General features: G+C 50.0%; 13 protein-coding genes and 1 riboswitch. Of the genes, 6 read left to right on the top strand and 7 right to left on the bottom strand.

The window, feature by feature from the left end; translation table 11 throughout:
* Positions 1-917: hypothetical protein (locus QA596_09200; protein ID MDG5767639.1), on the bottom strand; the 917-nt coding region annotated here is incomplete at its 3' end.
* 332 nt (positions 918-1249) lie between these two features.
* Between QA596_09200 and QA596_09195 the strand changes: the two genes are divergently transcribed.
* From QA596_09195 to htpG, 4 genes are all read left to right on the top strand, one after another.
* Positions 1250-2677: a DUF362 domain-containing protein gene (locus QA596_09195; protein MDG5767638.1), complete on the top strand. Its 1428-nt coding sequence runs from the start codon at positions 1250-1252 to the stop codon at positions 2675-2677.
* Positions 2678-2793: 116 nt separating this feature from the next.
* Complete coding sequence (locus QA596_09190) at positions 2794-4335, top strand: serine hydrolase (GenBank protein ID MDG5767637.1); 1542 nt, start codon at positions 2794-2796, stop codon at positions 4333-4335.
* Between the two features lie 204 nt (positions 4336-4539).
* Positions 4540-6021: a serine hydrolase gene (locus QA596_09185; protein MDG5767636.1), complete on the top strand. Its 1482-nt coding sequence runs from the start codon at positions 4540-4542 to the stop codon at positions 6019-6021.
* Positions 6022-6136: 115 nt separating this feature from the next.
* Positions 6137-8062, top strand: a complete 1926-nt coding sequence (gene htpG / locus QA596_09180) for a molecular chaperone HtpG (GenBank protein ID MDG5767635.1) — start codon at positions 6137-6139, stop codon at positions 8060-8062.
* 22 nt (positions 8063-8084) lie between these two features.
* Here htpG and crcB read toward each other — a convergent pair whose 3' ends face one another.
* The 5 genes from crcB to QA596_09155 all read right to left on the bottom strand — a co-directional run bounded on the left by crcB (position 8085) and on the right by QA596_09155 (position 10678).
* On the bottom strand, positions 8085-8465 hold the full coding sequence (crcB, locus tag QA596_09175) for a fluoride efflux transporter CrcB (GenBank protein MDG5767634.1): 381 nt from the start codon (positions 8463-8465) through the stop codon (positions 8085-8087).
* Positions 8466-8500: 35 nt separating this feature from the next.
* Positions 8501-8560: riboswitch (Fluoride riboswitch) on the bottom strand.
* A 349-nt stretch (positions 8561-8909) separates the two neighbouring features.
* Positions 8910-9314 carry a type II toxin-antitoxin system VapC family toxin gene (locus tag QA596_09170; protein ID MDG5767633.1) on the bottom strand — a complete coding sequence of 135 codons (405 nt, stop codon included), beginning with the start codon at positions 9312-9314 and terminating at the stop codon, positions 8910-8912.
* Positions 9311-9580, bottom strand: coding sequence for an Arc family DNA-binding protein (locus QA596_09165; protein MDG5767632.1), 270 nt, complete (start codon positions 9578-9580; stop codon positions 9311-9313). The genes QA596_09170 and QA596_09165 overlap by 4 nt, the downstream gene beginning before the upstream one ends.
* 287 nt (positions 9581-9867) lie before the next feature.
* Positions 9868-10104: a DUF433 domain-containing protein gene (locus QA596_09160; GenBank protein MDG5767631.1), complete on the bottom strand. Its 237-nt coding sequence runs from the start codon at positions 10102-10104 to the stop codon at positions 9868-9870.
* 202 nt (positions 10105-10306) lie between these two features.
* Positions 10307-10678: a hypothetical protein gene (locus QA596_09155; protein ID MDG5767630.1), complete on the bottom strand. Its 372-nt coding sequence runs from the start codon at positions 10676-10678 to the stop codon at positions 10307-10309.
* Between the two features lie 467 nt (positions 10679-11145).
* Here QA596_09155 and QA596_09150 point away from each other — a divergent pair, with 467 nt between their 5' ends.
* Positions 11146-14298: a T9SS type A sorting domain-containing protein gene (locus QA596_09150; GenBank protein ID MDG5767629.1), complete on the top strand. Its 3153-nt coding sequence runs from the start codon at positions 11146-11148 to the stop codon at positions 14296-14298.
* A 237-nt stretch (positions 14299-14535) separates the two neighbouring features.
* Here QA596_09150 and QA596_09145 read toward each other — a convergent pair whose 3' ends face one another.
* A complete protein-coding gene (locus tag QA596_09145) occupies positions 14536-15831 on the bottom strand; it encodes an ATP-grasp domain-containing protein (GenBank protein ID MDG5767628.1) in 1296 nt (431 codons plus the stop codon).
* A gap of 273 nt (positions 15832-16104) precedes the next feature.
* Here QA596_09145 and QA596_09140 point away from each other — a divergent pair, with 273 nt between their 5' ends.
* Entirely contained in the window at positions 16105-18141 is a 2037-nt protein-coding gene (locus tag QA596_09140) for a CocE/NonD family hydrolase (GenBank protein MDG5767627.1), read from the top strand.
* Positions 18142-18439: the final 298 nt, after the last annotated feature.

Raw genomic sequence — 18439 nt, 5'->3', positions numbered from 1 at the left:
GGAAGGCTGTCCTGATCGAGTACATTATAGGAATCATGGGAATCATCCGGCCCGTCCAATCCGGGATAGTATCCTTGAACATTGCTGTTCACAAAAAGATTATTGGTAACCGTCACATTGGTGTGGTAGCCGAATCCGGCAAATAACTGGCCGGATATATTCACAAAAGTATTATGATTAAAGATGGCCTTGTTGAATCGGTTTCCCCGAAAACTGTACAATATACCCTGCCCCATAATATGGGTTGAGTTTTCTACAATGAGCTCATCCGTGTTATTGTCGACATTATCGTATACACCGCCGTTTCTGCGGCAGGGTTGCCCGCTCATGTTAACAAAGTAACTGTCGCTGATATGAACTTTGGTTCCTTCATGAGCATTAGATTGGATAAATATCCAATGGGTATGTTCAAGAAGCACATTCTCAAGCGTAACCGTTAAATTGGGCGCACCGGGTTCCAGGAATGACCAACCTTGACTGTTATGCTCAAAACCCGTAGTAAGTATCAGGTTTTTAAGCGTGAGATTATTCCTGAATTCTATTCCCAAAAAACCAGTTCCGCCAAACCTTAATGTATGCGCAATGATTGGTGGTGTGGAACCTCCGTCATGCTGAGCCAGGCGGGTCTGATCGTTACCAACGATAACCAATGGCCGGTCTTGCGGCGATGAGAGACTACCGGTCATCCAGTAAAATCCCCCATATTTAATTTCGTAAACACGTCCATCCGGTGCATCTTCGTCAAGGCCAATCGCATCCCACAGGGAGTTGGGAGTTTGGTCCATATCGTGGTAGTCTTTTACAACTACAGTATCACCGCGAAATTCTTCAATGTAATCTTCAAATGATCGTGCATCCACCTGTACAAAGAACATGAACAGGCAAATTGCGAATAGGGTGGCTGTTTTCCAGTTCATGGATCCTCCCGGCTTGAGGTGAAATATTATCTCTCCAAACAGATAAATCGCTTATACACAGGAATAGTCAAAATTATGCCATGCATGCTAAATGAAACATATCAAAACTAAATACTGCATTCAAATGTAAAAGGAGATAGCTCAGAGTGTTTCAGAAAAATATTATATTGAAATCAGGGTATGCTGAAGCGAAAGTATTGAATGCTCGATTAAACAGTAAGAGGTAACCCAATGAAATGAACATGACCGGGCTGGTATCAGGAAACCCAGGCGCATGATTAAAACCGGTCATGGTATTGCATTTGTCCGCTTAATCAAAAAAAATTAAACAGATGAAAAACGAAAAAGTATTGTCGTCAACCGCACAAAAACAATCCAAACGTACCTATTCGAGAAGAAAATTTATTAATACTCTTGGCTCCACTACGGCTGGATTAATTGCGGCACCATACCTGCTTTCTAAAAATGTATTCGGTTATGGATACCAAAACAACGCTTCTTATGTCTCACAGGTAGCTTTAACCCAGGCAGATCGTTACAGTAGAGCGTATGTAAAAAACAAAGTGGCCCATTTATTTGAATCTCTGGGCGGATTAAGTGGTGTAGTCAAAAGAGGGGATAAGGTGGCATTAAAACTGAACCTTGTGGGCGGATCGGGAAATGCATACAATGAAGCTCATCAGGGAAGAAGTGTAACGGAAACAATGTGGACTCACCCCGAAGTTTTTAGAGCTGTGGGAGAGTTATTGATAGACGAAGGGGTCAATCCCGGTGATATATATGCCGTAGAGGCTTTATGGGATGACGAATCATATAATGATTTCGGATATCGCGAGGCTCAAAATGAACTGGGAATGCAGTTTGTAGATTTGAATAAACCCGATCCCTACGATGATTATATGGAGTTACAGGTAGGCGACCATAAATCATACTACAATTCCTTTACTTGCAACCGTATTTTAGATGAAATTGATGTTTATGTGTCCATTGCAAAAATGAAGCAGCATTTCAGTGCCGGGGTAACTCACTCTATTAAAAATCAGGTTGGAATTGTACCTCTGCAGCCCTATGCAACACCTCAGAATCCGGGGAGAAGAGATGCGCTGCATGTTGAAGGCGGGGAGGAAGGCACTCATCTTCCCAATGCCATATCTGACTTGTTCTTTGCATGTCCGATTCACCTTTCGGTTATTGACGGCATTATGAATTCAGTCGGAGGGGAAGGTTCCTGGAACCCGACATTTGAACCTGCTGATTATAATGTTTTGTTGGCTGGAAAGGATCCGGTGGCTACGGACAGTGTTGCATCGTATGTAATGGGTAATAACCCCGAGCTGGACATTTTTGATCTTCCCGGAGGCGGACACGCAGATAATCATTTGAAAAAGTTGAATGATTTTGGTGCCGGAACGAATAAGATGAGTGAAATCAGATTGGTTGGCGACGGTGCCGGTATCATAACTTCGGCCCCTCCCGAAAATTTATCTCATCAACCGCATTCGATAGTTTTAGGGGATAATTTTCCGAATCCATTCAATCCTTCTACTTCAATTACGTTTTATATTCCGGACAGGCAAGCCGTACAACTAAGAGTTTACACTGTGACCGGCCAGTTGGTCGACACACTGGTTAACGGTGTTGTTCCCGCAGGTCATCATGAGATCAGGTGGAATGCGAGTGGAGTCGCAAGCGGTGTATACCTGTATACATTGACCGCTAATAATTTCAGAGTATCCAAGAAAATGCTTTATCAAAAATAGGTTTATATACTCCAATCGTTGTAATAACCCCCATTTTCTACACCGGAATGTTTCGCATTTTTTTACCACGCCGGCACCGACGCACACGGGACCCGCGCATCCCGCCATACCATATTATGACAGCCGGCTTGCTGCTTGTCACGCTATCTGCCGGCTTCACTGGCGCTGCGGGCCAGTCCCCGTTCAACCATGTCAACTCGGACGAGAGTCAGTCGCCGTTCAGCCATGTCAGCTCGGCCGACATGGACAGCATCTTTTTCGCGTATGACAACCCGGATACCCCCGGCTGCGCGGTTGGCGTGACGCATTTCGGCGAACCCCTGTTCACCAAAGGATACGGAATCGCCAATCTGGATCACGGAATTCCAATCCGGCCCGACTCCCGGTTTATGGTCGCGTCGGTCTCCAAACAAGTGGCCGCCGCGGCGCTGCTCATGCTGGAACAGCAGGGACTTCTGGATCTGGATCACGATCTCCGCGAGCTCCTTCCAGAGCTTCCCGGGTCAGACCGGCCCATCACCGCGCGTCAGCTAATGCATCATACATCCGGCCTGAGGGATATCTATCAGCTGCTCGCCCTCGCCGATACCGGCCTCGACAATACGACCACGCCTGACAAAGCGCTCGATATGATCCGCCGGCAACATCGATTCAATGCCGATCCGGGCGATGAGTACGGCTACAACAACACCGGCTATGAGCTGATCGCCGTTTTGGTGGAGCGTCTGACCGGCATGTCACTCGACGCCTACTCCCGAAAGCATTTTTTTGATCCGATCGGGATGACATCCACCCATTGGCACGACGATACCGGAAAAGTAGTGCCGAACCGGGTGATCAGCTACCGGCCCCGCTCCTTCGGTCCCGGCCGCTTCTATCGGGACAACATGGACCGTGTGGGCCCCCGCGGACTTTTCACCACCATCGAGGATTTTATTCGGTGGGAGGCCAACTTTGTCGAAAACCGAAGCAACCTGGACCGCTTTGCTGAAAAAATGACCCGCCCCGGATCTACGCGTAACCGCAATTCGATCGCCTATGCCTCCGGCCTGAGGCTGGAGCGCTACAAAACACTCCGCACGGTGGGCCATGCTGGAAGCTATATGGGCTTTCGGACTCAGTACACGCGATTTCCGGAGACCGGCCTCGCTATCATGGTGTTCTGCAACCAAAGCGACATCAACCCCGCCGTATATTCACGGCAAATTGCCGATCTCTTTCTCCGGGATACGTTTGCCGGGAGATTCGCGGCCTACCCCGGCCGGTATGTGAACAAGCATCTCGGGACCGGATTTGATGTTGTGCTGAAAGAGGGCGACCTCTACCTCGAACGAATCCCGCAAGTGCCCGGTTTTGACGGGTCCGGGGGGATGGGGCCGGAGGGTGCGCCACGCGGGGATGACATTGGAAACCAGGAGGATGCGTCCGGCAGATACATCATAAGAGATAGCCGGGGTATTGCCGACCGGGAAGATTTCGTTATTGATCGGGTGCCGGCTTTTTTTGAGCGGGAATCACGCCGGATGATATGGCGGTCCAATGACCGGTTTCGGGTGGATGACTGGGACCTTCGATTTGAACGCGGCGGCGATTCCATCCGGCGGATGAACCTGCAGGCTCCGGGCACCGGCGAAATCGTATTTGAGGTGGAGCAATGATGCCGGAGCTCAAGCAGCCGGGATCCGGGTGGAACGCGGGATCGCATTTGAGTTGGAATTGCATCTGTCCACTTGATCGAAAAATGAAAACGAATGAACCGAAGGTCACGAAGTACTACATCCATGATTGATAAATCGCTCACACAGGTGTATGATTAAGTCCATGGATGCTCTGTGGCTAGTGAATCCGAATATTTTAAACAGATGAATGACATCACAAATCGGGACTTTTTGAAATGGCTACCATCCCGGGCTTTCGGGACTGCGGTTTTCGGGGCTGATGGATCGTTGCGACGGGTCATCGTCCCGGCCCTTTGGCTGATGATTTTTGCCATGCCGCCGGCCACATCCGCCGAAAAATCACCGCCCGAATTATCGCACAACATCGATACGTTGTTTGCGGATTATGATCGCGGTGATGCTCCGGGGTGTGCCGTGTCGATTTATCGCGACGGAGAGGCGATCGCGTCGGGTTTCTATGGAAGCGCCGATCTTGATTACCACATTCCCCTGGATCACAACTCCCGGTTTTATATGACGACATTGGCGCATCAGGTGACTGCGGCGGCGGCCGTCCGGCTGATGGTCCGCGGTGAGCTCGACATCGATGCCAGGGTCTCGCGGTATCTGGAGGATTGGCCGGAGTGGGCGGACAGGGTGCGCATCCGTCATTTGCTGCAGCACACCTCGGGCCTTCCCGAACTGTATGATCTGATGGATATCGCCGGGGTCTCGGTTAATGATGTGATGTCGCTTGAGGAGTATGTTGCGCTGATCAAACGGGGCAAGCCGCTGAAATTTTCGCCGGGGTCGGAGCGGCAGATCACCAACAGCGGGTTTACCGTGCTGGCGTACGTCGTCGAAACGATTGCCGGAAAACCCTTTGCCGAGTACGCGGGGGAGCACATTCTGGGGCCGCTCGGAATGACGTCAACGCATTTTCATGATGACAGATACCGCATCATTCCCGGAAGGGTCATCAGCTATGAACCGCGTGATGAGAACGGCGGGGAGCAGGAGGTAGTTACGTCCTTTCGCCGGACCTATCCTGGAAATTATCAGGGCGTGGGTCACGGCGGACTCTATGCGACGATGGCCGACTGGGGCCGCTGGGAGGCGTTTCGAATAGAACCGCCGGGCGGTGTCGCGGACAGCACAGAACAGGAGCTGTTCCTGGAGATTCACCGGCTGATGTCGGAGCAATCGGTGGTCGGCGAGGATACCGTCAGCAACGGTTTCGCTCACCATCACGACTACTGGCACGGCCAGAAACGCGAGCATCAGTCAGGGCAGTTTCACGGGTTCCAGGCGGACCTGCGACGCTATCCGGAGCACGGTGTTTCGACGCTTGTGCTCTGCAATCGCGCAGATGCCGATCCGGCCGAAAAAAGCCGGGCGCTTGCGCGGCTGGTGATCCGCGATTCGCTGGAGGCGTATTTGCAGCAGTACGCCGGAGTGTATCATAATGATGAGCTTGAGGTCGACTACAGGTTGACGGTCGAGGACGGCGCGCTGGTGCTGGGTCGCCGGCTGGATCCCAAAGGCGTGATGACCGAGGATGCCCCCGGCAAGTGGTCGGCGGATTCCTGGGAGTTTGTGTTTCTGAGGGATGATGCGACCGGAGAGGTCACCGGGTTTCTGGTCTCGGCCGGCCGGGCGAAGGAAGTGGAATTCCTCAAAAAGTGATATTTTCCCCCGCGAAATGAGAGACGGCGTACCGGGGATGTGCCTCGGGCCGTCGCAATCCATTGTGATTGCATCAGAACAGTATCATAAAACACTAAACAGGTATCGAAATATTATGGCAAAGAGCACAAAACAACAGTTTGAGTTCAAGGCGGAGATGAAACAGCTCCTTCATCTGATCGTTAATTCGCTCTATACCAACCCCGAAGTATTTCTGCGGGAGCTGATATCCAACTCATCCGACGCGTTGAACAAGGTCCGGTTCAAGCAGGTCACCGGCGAGAAGGTGCAATCTCCGAAGCTGCCGGCGGAGATCCGCATCGAAGTGGATGAAGAGAAACAGTTTTTCGCGATTGAGGATACCGGCATCGGAATGAATTTCGAGGACCTGACCGAGCGCCTCGGAACCGTGGCCAGCTCCGGCACCATGAAATTCATCGAACAGCTAAAGGATCAGAAGAAGAAGCTGGACGGCAACATGATCGGGCAGTTCGGCGTCGGGTTCTATTCGGCGTTTATGGTGGCCGAGGAGATCAGTGTGGAAACCCGTCACGCCGATCCGGATGAAAAGGCGTGGAAGTGGGTCTCGGACGGACAGGGCACCTACGAAATTGAGGAATCCGACCGCACCGAACGCGGCACCCGGATATCGTTCCGGTTGAAGGATGAGCACAAAGAGTACGCCGGAGCGGAGCGTGTGAAGCAGCTCATCCGGAAATATTCCAACTTTGTGGACTACAGTATCAAGGTGAACGGCGAAGAGGTTAACTCGCAGGGCGCGCTTTGGCACAAAAATAAAAACGATGTCACGGAAGAGGAGCGTAACGAGTTCTACAAATTTATCTCCAACGACTTCCAGGAGCCGCTCGATCATCTGCATCTGGCTATGGAGGGGCGGATGAATTTCAAGGCGCTCCTTTTTGTGCCGAAGCAGGCGAAGCCGGATTTCTTCCGGACCGAGAATTTGACTTCGGTACAGCTTTACTCGAATCGCGTTTTTGTGCAGGAGGATTGCAAGGATCTGATTCCGGAGTATCTGCGGTTTGTGGAGGGGGTGGTCGACAGTGAGGATCTGCCGCTGAACGTATCCCGCGAAGTCACACAGTACTCGCCTGTGATGAACAAGATCAAGGATGTGCTGGTGAACAAGATTCTCGGCATGATCGAGTACTGGGCCGAAAGTGAGCCGGAGAAATTTCGCACGTTTTATGATGAGTTTGGTCCGCTGTTTAAATCGGGCCTCAACTCCGATTTCGGCAATCGTGAGCGGCTGACCGAGCTGCTTTACTTCCACAGCACAAAAAGCGGGGAGCAATCGGCGGATACGAAGGGTGGTGAGAAGGAAAAATCCGAATCCGGTGAGACGGCCGCACAAAAGGGGCTGGAGGATCTGGTGTCGTTGAGTGCTTATGTGGAGCGCATGCCGGAATCACAAAAGGAGATCTACTATCTCTCCGGTGATAATCTCGACGAGCTGCGGCGCGATCCCAAGCTGGAGTATTTCCGCAAGAAAGGGATTGAGGTACTGCTGCTGGCCGATCCGGTGGATGCCTTCGTGGTGCCGGGTCTGGGAACCTATAAGGAAAAGCCGCTCAAGAGCATAGAGAAGGCGGACCTGGATCTGGAGGAGGATGCCGACGACAAGCAGGAAAAGGTATCCGGCGATGCGCTCGAAAAACTGGTAGCCATCTTCAAAGAGGTGTCGGGCGACCGCGTGGAAAATGTGGTGCCGTCAAAGCGCCTGGTCGATTCGGCGGTGACGCTGACGATCGGCAAGGAGGGCATGGACAGTCACATGGAACAGATGATGAAGATGATGGGACAGGATATGGGTCCGTCGAAACGAATCCTGGAGATCAATCCGTCCCACCCGGTGATCCGGAATCTCAGCGGGATGCAACAAAAAGGCGAAGGCGATCTGGTCAAACTGATGGCGCGGCAGCTCTATGACGGGGCGTTGCTGATGCAGGGCGATTTGGAGTCACCGGGCGAGTTTGTAAAGCGGATGACCCGGGTGATGGAGCAAGCGACGAGTCGGTAAAGGGCGTCGCTGCCGTTGCCGGCTATTTCAGAAGCCATCGGCATCCTGCAAGTCCGATCCAGACGCCTCCGATACAGAGGGTAAGTTGCAATCCGATGTACCACAAAGCGTTATGAACGGATTCCTTAAAAAGCATTACGGCTTCGAGTCCGAATGCGGAAAACGTGGTAAATCCACCCAGGAACCCTGCAATGACAAGCAGGCGCAGGCCGGTGTCCATAAGCTGGCGGGCCTCCATCCATTGAATCAGGAAGCCGATAATCACACAACCCAGGATGTTTACCACCATGGTGGCGGTGACCAGTAGTGACCGGTCGAACACCATCGGCAGGCCGATGCTGAAGAGATAGCGTAAGACGGATCCGAATGCGCCCCCCAGGGCGACCAGAAGAAGTTCTCGCATGGATGCACTCCTGTTAAATTCAGGTTGAGCAGTCGGTAAATGCAGGAGTCATCAGCCGGAGGCGGTTAAAGGCGAACTCCATCGCCCGAATTGGCAACTTCCAAGTATACGGATCATTCGGGAGGGATGCCAAACCAATGCACGCCGGTTCCGTCAATAGCCCAAAGCGGGAAGATAAATCCGGAACTTTTCACCGGGCCAATTCCCGTTGTGCCTGGTTGAGTTCCAGAAGCATTGCGATAGTGAGAGCGATTTATTCGATAGTAGGTCACTTCTGGCGGGGTAGCGGGCCCCTTACCGCGTTGGGAAATGACAACCGGTCAATGGTTTTTAAAGAAATGGCGGCCCGCAATTTAAACGGCGTGGCGGGAAGCCGCGTTTTGGGTGCGGACGCTACCCGCGTCCGCTTGAGATTGCCTGTTATATCGCAGAAAAAATACCAGGTTAACCGGCTACGAAATCATCAGGATGAATCGCAATTGCAGAAAATTCAGAAAGAATTTTTTTATCAAAAGTGACGAGTTGAATGTCAAAATCAGATGCAAGGGCTACAAATTCGCAATCATAGGCCGAACAAGTTGACTCGGACATCAGAGTTAATACCTGTTTTGAATTGATTGAAAATTCTCTGGTACCCATGAGCTCTTCGGCTTCATCAATGGCCTGATAAATGGAAGATAAATCAAGGATTTTTTTACGATAACAGAGGGAAAGAACATTTCTGAACTCTGAAACCCACAGCAGAGGTGCAATCCACTCGGGATCCTTTTTGAGGCTTTGATAGGCCAATTGCTCCTTATTATTGGGTACCCAAAAACTGGCTATCAGGTTTGTGTCGGCAACAATCATGGACGATCCTGATCAATCGCTTGTTGAATTTCTTCAATGGATAAAGAACCCTTAGCTCTTTTTTTAAGTTTTCGGGCTCTGTCAATAAGGATGTCCGGATCATGTATTCTACTTTGAAGAGAATTTTTCAGGGTCATAATGACCTCACTGTTCACACTGCGATGATGTTTATCCGCTTGCAGCTTAAGCTTTTGATAAACCTCGTCGGGAATTCCCTTAATGGTAATATTCGTTGGCATAATGAACCAGGCAAGTTGTGGTTTCATTATGAAACTAAAAAGGTTCTTGATTTATTGCAAGAGCCCTGCGATATAACTACTTAGTAACGGATCACTGTCGTTTGATTCAAAGATGGGATGACCGATATTGCCGAGCTGTTGGAGGTGCGCGATGCCGGGGTTGTGGTTTGATTCTAAGATGTGAGATGGTCGTGTAAGCTTCCCCGAAAGTTGGCCAGTTGTAATTGGAGGGAGGAGGGTATGTTTGGAATCGACTTGTTTTGTACCTTAAAAGTCGGATAATCGTTTGGGCAACTGTGCATCAACGATGACCTTCACAGAGCAATTTTTTGAGAAGTTTTAGTTCTGGCAACTTTAGAAGCGTACTCAAGGCAAGCTAATAGGTCATCGCGTTCCAGGTCGGGATAGTCTTCCAGAATTTGATCAATACTCATTCCGGAAGCCAAAAGGTCCAGCATGGTGTCGACCGGATAGCGTAAACCACGAATAACAGGTTTGCCGTGGCAGATATCCGGGTTCCTGGTAATTCTATCCAAACGACTTTTTCCCATGGATATAAGAGTATAATTGTAATAATTAATTCAATGTACGTATTCGGGTAACGCTTATCAATAAGGCTTCATTTTCGCCAGTTAACCACTTATTGCCCCACAATCTTCCGGCACGGGCACCGATTCATCACCAATGAGAATCCACCGTACCGGCGGGTACCGGATTTTCGGTGGGGAGCGGTTCTCATCGGTACGGCGCCGGTTACCTGGTGCGCTGGAAAACAGCTACGGGGTTGCCCTGCCAGGTGATCTGCTTTTCCAGCTCATAGACATGGGCTGTCTTCTCATAGTCGATGCCCTGTGCATCAAAGACATGAGCAAAATTGACGGTGGCGTTTTTCTCTGTGACCAACAGCTTGCGGGTGGCATCACCGGATTTATCCAAAAATACCAGATAAAATTTTTCGTCAAGCTTGTGGGTCTGGTCGGTTGCCAATGCCAGATGATAATCATTCGCCTGGGTGATGGAAAGCTTCTGGCGGGTTACGATGTTTAGCGCCAGGGTGCCGTTTTTGTAGATCTTGGCAAGAGCCGGCTTGGACTGCTTGCTGATGCTGATAATGTTGAGTTTCATGTGTTTTAAATTATTTTGATTCATTATGTCACATGCAGCGTCCATGGTTTTAATCATAGGCCTGATTGCCAAATAATCGGCCATGGATGGTTCATCTGTTTAAAATTTTAGATTAAGCGGACACATGTAATTCCATGACCGGATTAAATCATGCGCCTGTGTGTCCTGACGCCAGCCCGGCCATGATCATTTCATAGGCCTGATCACAAGTACGTGGTTGGATTGCATAAAAATAGCACAAAACGGGGTCAAAGAAAAAATGCTGTCAGCCCATCGGCATCATCACAGGCAATGACCCCGGATACCGGCGTCTCTGCTACGGCCGCCCGCAAAGTGAGGATCACTTAGGATGGGATCGCTACCCAAATGCACTGATACCACACCTGCCGCCCCCGCCAAAAAAAATGGCAACAAATCCGGGAAAGCCCTATCCTGCCCAAAGCCAACTATTATCAAACCAGAGTCTTATGAACGTTATCTATCGGGCAGTTACGACAGGCGGGGGGATCCTGACGGCCGTTTTACTTGGTGCACTATTCCTGGCGGCCGGCGATGCGTACGGACAGCACAGCGGCGGGCGAAGCGCGGTTACCGGCAGTGTGAGCAATGTGGTTGGTCAGGGTGTCGCGGGCGCTGGGGTGCATTTGGTGGATCAGGTTTTGAGCGATACGCTGGCAACAGCTCAGAGCGGACCGGATGGCATGTTTGTTTTGGAATATGATTCGGAAGTTGGCATAGGTAATCCTTATCCTAATCCTACTAGTGATGAATCCAACATCTTAGTTACGAGTGAGGGGGGTAATAAAGAAGTGGGTGTTTATGACGTTCTGGGTAGAAGGATTCACAGTTCTCAGATAGAGTTCGAAAAAGGCAGTAACAAAGTATCTTTGAGCGGTTTTCCTAGTAGCGGTGTTTATTTAGTGAATGTTCGTGGAAAAGATTTTAATGAGACTGCTAAGTTAACTAGTCTTGGTAGAGGTAGTGATTTTAATATTAGTGTTACAAATCTTGGAGGGGATAGTTCAAGTAGTAGTTTGTCTTTAGTCGTAGATGAAAGCGAGAATTATAACGGTTTTATGCAGACTGTTCCTTTTGGAAGGAATGTTAATGAAAATATCACTTTGGAGGATAAGTTATTCGAAGCGATTACTGAAGGAAGACTTGTTAATGTTGATGGAGGGGATGTTAGTGGTCGTTTGGTTAAGTCTTATGCAGGTAAGGAGCTTGAGAAGGATGTTGATGGAAGTTTTGGTTTTTCTGTTGATGTTCCTAGAAGATTGTTGGGTGAGGAGGTTGTTTACAGGGCTGTGGCTGATGGTTTCAGAGAGGGAACGGTTAGTCGTAGTTTGAAAGAGAATATTGATTTGGATGTTGTTGTTTTGGGTGATGAGTATTTTAGTATGGTTACTGAGGGTCATTTGCGTGATGTTGATGGCGGGGATGTTAGTGGTAGTGTTAGCATGTCTTATAAGGATAATGTTGTTAAGCAGGATGTTGATGGAAGTTTTGGTTTTTCTGTTGATGTTCCTAGAAGATTGTTGGGTGAGGAGGTTGTTTATAGGGCTGTGGCTGATGGTTTTAGGGATGAAACAGTTAGTCGTGGTTTGGAGGAGTTGGTTGATTTGGATGTTGTTGTTTTGGGTGATGAGTATTTTAGTATGGTTACCAGGGGTAGTTTGGAAGATGTGGCTGGTGAGGCTATAAATGGTAGGGTTGTGAAGTCTTATGCTGGTGTCAGCAAGGAGAAAGATGTGAGTGGTGATTTTGAGTTGTCTTTGGATGTTCCTATGCGTTTGGTGGGCGGGGATAGTTTGAGTTATGTTTTTTCTGCCGAAGGTTTTGAGGATGTGTCGAAGAGGCATAGTTTGGAGGTTTTGGTTGATCTTGGTGATGTTGCGCTTGACAGGTCTAAACCTGTTTTGAGTGTTTCTAAGCCGGATGAGGTTAAATGGTTCAGTGGAGATTTTAGTATTAACGCGAGTAGTGTTAATGAATTAGATAGTTTAGTTTTGAAAGTTGAAGATAAAGTTTATGGTTGGAATATTAATGGGAATGAGGTTGATGAAGGTGTAAGTCATAGTTTTGAAAATACTGGCCGTATTCCTTACACGGTTAAAGCTTTTGATGTTCACGGCACTAAAAAAGTTTTGGAAGACTTTGTGGATGTTCGTGAAAGGCATGATTTTAGGGTTGAGGCTCGTGGTTTCTTTGATAAAAATCCTAATCCTTATGCTAGTATCCAAGCCAGGCATTTGGAGAGTGGAAGGGATACTACTATGGTTGCGGATGGAGATGGTATTATCAGCAGTGTTCTTCCGAGGGGTGATTACGTCTTGGATATTATTGGTGGTGAGGAGGCTAGTGTTGTTGATGGTGTTCCTGGTATGAGTGAGGTTAATCGTTTAATGGTTTCTGAGAATGAGTATCCTGTTCCTGGTATGTTTTGGCATGGTGCTGAGAGGGATGGTGTTCCTGTAACTTATGTAGTGAGTGGTTATGGTCCTAGGGAGTTGGAGAATCATCGTACGAATACTGGTAATGTTGAGGTTTTGTTCAGGCTTAGGGATGATTTTGATAGTCATATGGAGACTGTTGAGAACAAGTTTGATGTGGATACGCATGGTTATTTTATTGATGAGTGGAGTCGTTTTAATGATGTGATTTGGGTGGACCAGGGAGATTGGGAGGGTAGCGATAGGCATCCTTTTGTGATTTTGCCTGATGTTACTGAGGAGCAGGTGGTTGTTTTTAATAAAGGTAATTCTGCTTATGGTAGGGGTTGGAATGTAGCTGTTGCTGCTGGTAATCATCTTCCTAGGGAGGATCATCCGGATGGTGGTTTGTATCTTCCAGGCAGTTCTTGGAATGAGGAGGAGTTGGAGAATTGGGAGATTTTTAAGGAGGATATGCGTAGTGTTTTAGAAGATAGTTTGGATATTAATCCTTTTAGTATTAAATTTGTGGAAGATTATGCGGAAAACCTCACGGATTTAGGTTATGTTAATGATTATGGCGGTTATAGTGGTTCTTATATGGATCTTGCGGATAATGTTATGTACGTGGGCAGGACGAATTTAGGTGGTATTGAGAATAGGATTATTAGGATACGTGATCCTCCTTCTCCTAGCGGACATCCTAATCCTCCTCCTATTGGGTATGATAATAATGAGCGGATTATGTTGTCTAGTTTTTTTTTCGTGAATGGTAGTTTGCCTAGTTGGTATACTAATGAGTTGAATCATTTCTTCAGCACTGTTAACGAGCCGAATCCTGGCATTTGTAGCGTTAAGGATTTTAATACTAGTGCTATTGTTAATCCTGATCCTCCTAGTTATTGTACTGATAGGCAGGAGGTTAAGTATGTTGATGATGAAGGTAAGCATTTGCGCAGTGGTAATCCTAAGGATTTTATGGTTTGGATGGCTAGTGCGGGTTTTGGTGGTTTTCCTCAGCAACAGATTAGTCAGGTTTATATGCAGAAGTTAGGGGAGGATCCTGTTGCTGTAGAGTATGTTTTAGAAAGTGATGAGTGGGATCCTAGATCTTCTTATGATGATCGTAATAGGGGGGTTGGTAATGCGTATAAGGGTTTTAATTTAATGCTTCCTAAAACTGAATAAATCTTATTCTTTCTGGTAGGACGTGTTCGGTTTATCCAGGGGTTTATTATAGGGGTGCTAATTTGATGTTGAACAAAGAAGAATGAGCCCCACTCTTCCCGCTCCTGCGGCCCCGTTCACCAAACGTCGCCCACCTCTCTTCCAGTCCTTGCGACTTCATTCACCAAGCGCCGCCCCCCTCTATTCCCGCGAATACGGCCCATTCATCAAAAGCCGCCCAACTCGCGGCCATACGATTTAGTGCAGGTGCACCTCTTCATCGTAATCAATTTCAAACGTGAGTCCGTCGCATACCTTGCTGTATTTTTCCACCAGCTCCGCCTGGTCGCGCCCTCCGATGAAGATGTTGGCCAGCTCGAAGCTGTAGCTGTCCTGTCCTTGCATTTCACTGGTGTGGACACCTTCCCTGACCGGAATTTTCACTTCCAGGCCGGGGATGAATTTTTTCAGGATGTTGATTTCGTTTTTGGTCGGCACCTTATTGATGCGCCCGCTTTCGAAGGTCCGGAGCATGAAATGGGCCGCCTTGTTGAAGTCACCGTTATAGTATAATGTTTTGGGCTTACGTCCCAGTGCCAGGTTCAGCATGATGGCGTGGTGAGAAATCCCGTGCACTTTCTCGAAAATATCCGTGTGCGCCTGCGAGATACGCGGGTTGATCTCCAGCAGGTAGACCTCGTCGGCGGTCTGGTTGTAGAAGAACTCGACATTGAACGGTGAGTTGTCCATGCCGATCTGCTGGATGGTACGGCGTGTGACATCAGCCATGCGGAACTGTATTTCCTGTGGCAGCACGGATGGATACTCGTAACGGGAGAATGAGGACCGGTCTTCTTCACGTAGGGAATCCACCACGCCATAAGAAACGACATTTCCGTTGTACACATACCCTTCCAGGGTGCACTGATGTCCGGAGATCATGGATTCGGCGATACAGCTCTCTTTCATTTCCGATACCTCTTCGGGAATGTTATACATCTGCATCAATTTCTGGAACGGCTCCAGCATAAAATGAATATGTTTCTGGATGGTTTTGGTGTTCTCGTAGAAGTGGGACTCGCTGCTGATGCGATACGCCAGAAATGACCGGAACGATTTGTTGGGTTTGATCCAGAACGGCGGGATCATCTCCAGCTTCTCATACGCATGGTCGTCAAAGGGGTCAAACGCCCGGAACATGGGGATGTGATCGGGTATCACCTTCTGTTGCTCCATCCGGCTCCAGAACTTGTGTTCACATTTCAGGATACTCTCCAGGGTCGGGCCCGGCAAACCGTACTTCTCCGCAATCACCGGGACCAGAACCGTGCCGGGAAAGTCGTAGTACGAGGCGACCGCATCGATCTTGCCATGCCTGTCAATCCGCTCGAAACACAGGTTAACCAGCTTTTCCATGTCGTACTCCTTGACATCCCTGATTTCGGAGATATCCAGTGCCGCATGGAAGTCACACTCTTTCGCTTCCGGCAGGGCCTTCAACATTTTCAGGTTGAAATCATCCAGCCCAATGATGAAAACTTGTTTTTTACTCATGACAATAGTCCCGTTTGTGCCGTTAATATTTTAAATTGGGGTATATTCCAGACATCCTGTTCTATTGCATAGAGGCTGCGCAGATGACGACTTAGTTCTGTTTCCGGGGATATCACCAAATATACATTTTTTTTTACGAATCCGGGTGCTGCTCCATGGTAACGGGACAGTGGCTCCACTATTTTTTTTACACAAGGATGGCGAAAGGCGGCTCGAACGGGTACTATCCCATTGCATCAGCTACGTGTACAAATCGTTAACTATCCGTGCAAAATGAAAACTGTAAAGACTTCGTCACTACCGGTTCCGATCACAGCCATTGAGCACACCTGGATCCCCATGCGGGACGGTTGCCGCCTGTCGGCCCGCATCTGGATGCCCGAGGATGCCGAGAAGAACCCCGTTCCGGCCATCCTGGAATATATTCCCTACCGGAAACGTGACCTGAAGCGGTCCCGCGACACCCAGGTGCATTCCTATTTTGCCGCGCACGGTTACGCATCCATCCGGGTGGATCTGCGTGGCAGCGGTGACTCCGAGGGCGTCCTCAAGGATGAATACCTGCAAACCGAACTCGACGACGGGGTCGACATCCTGGCATGGCTGGAACAGCAGCCCTGGTGCAACGGAAAAGCCGGCATGATCGGCATCTCATGGGGCGGATTCAACGGACTCCAGATCGCCGCGATGCAGCCCCCGCAGCTCAAGGCGGTCATCAGTCTCTGCTCCACCGACGACCGGTACGCCGATGACGTCCATTACATGGGCGGGTGCCTGCTAAACGACAACCTCTCCTGGGCCTCCACCATGTTCGCCTTCAACTCCCTTCCGCCCGATCCCGAGATTGTCGGCGAAGAATGGCGGGATATGTGGATGGAGCGGCTCGAGGGAAGCGGCTTGTGGGTCGACACCTGGATGCGCCATCAGCAGCGCGACGACTACTGGAAGCACGGATCGGTATGCGAAGATTTCAACGCCATCAAAGCACCGGTTTTTGCCGTGAGCGGCTGGGCGGATGGCTACTCCAACGCGGTTTTTCGCCTGGTGCAGAACCTTAATGTGACCTGCAAGGGGCTGGTCGGACCGTGGAGCCATATCTATCCCCACGAAGCCTCCCCTGGACCGCAAATCGGATTTCTGCAGGAGTGCCTGCGGTGGTGGGACCGCTGGCTCAAAGACGAGGATACCGGCGTGGAAGAGGAGCCGGACATGCGGGTGTGGATGCAGGAGAGTGTCAAGCCCCGAGCCGTTTACAAGAAACGCCCGGGTTACTGGGTGGCCGAACCCTCCTGGCCGTCTCCCAATATCATCCCGACCCAGTGGCCGCTGGACAACGCCCGCATACTCAAACCCGATGAGGAGCGGATTGCCTCCAACGGTCCGCTCACTATACAGTCGCCGCTGAGTGTCGGCCTTTTTGCCGGCAAATGGTGCTCCTACAGTAAAGGCCCGGACCTGCCCTATGACCAGCGCGAGGAGGACGGCGGCTCCCTGGTGTTCGACAGCGAACCGCTCAGGAAGGACCTGATGATCATAGGAGCTCCGAAACTGCACCTGGAGCTGTCGGCGAACAAACCGGTGGCCATGATCGCCGTGCGGCTCTCTGATATTGCCAGGGACGACAAAGCGACGCGCGTGACCTACGGGCTGCTCAACCTCTGCCACCGCAACAGCCATGAGCACCCCGAGTTCCTGGAGCCGGGTGAAAAAGTGAAAGTGACCATCGAGCTTAACGACATCGCCCAGCACCTTCCGGAAGGCAACCGGCTGCGGGTCGCGATATCCACCTCCTACTGGCCGCTGGCCTGGCCGTCACCCGAGCCGGCGCGACTCACCATCCACCCGGATAAAAGCACTCTGGAGCTTCCTGTACGTGAGAATGCTTCCCCGTTCGATGATCAGATGAGCGATTTCGAGGAAGCGGAGGCGGTAAAAGGGTTCGTCACTACGCCCCTCAAACCGGCCGAGCACAACTGGGTAATCACCCGTGACCTGGCCTCCGAGGAGTCCACACTGCATGTAATTGACAATGAAGGAACCAATCGGCTGGAGGACACCGGTACGGAAATCACCCGGAATACCGAGGAGTGGTACCGATATCTGCTGGACAAGTTCGAGTCCGTTAACGGCGAAGTGAAAGCGGTGCGGCGTCTGAAACGCGGGGAGTGGGATGTCGAAACCATCACCCGCACGACACTTACCTGTGATAGCAGCGTCTTCAGGATTCACGCCACCCTGGATGCCTATGAAAACGGGCGCCGAGTGTTCAGCAAAATCTGGGACAGAGAAGTGCCACGCCGTTTTATTTGACCTGCCAGTTTGTAACATGCTGCCGGTCCTGTTGAAGCTGATTGCGGCTTGCTGCAGGTAAAGTCACGCCAAAGTGGGAGAGCTTGCTATCGTGGATGGGGACAGCCATATTAATACGGTTGAATCTGTGCGGACAGATCGCCCCGCTCCGTGTCAGCCACAAGTATCCTTGCGCGGGCATCCTGCTGGAGGATATCCGCAGTCACAGGGAACCGGTTTGTCCGGAGTGTGTGTTGTACAGGCGAACAGAGGCAAGAAAAGGTTGTTTAAAGCACGAGATGGAATTATCAGGAATAGC

It is taken from the genome of Balneolales bacterium ANBcel1 (assembly GCA_029688905.1).
GTDB lineage: Bacteria > Bacteroidota > Rhodothermia > Balneolales > Natronogracilivirgulaceae > SLLW01.
The sequence above is the reverse complement of the archived record's forward strand: the minus strand, read 5'-3'. Positions and strand labels throughout refer to the sequence as shown.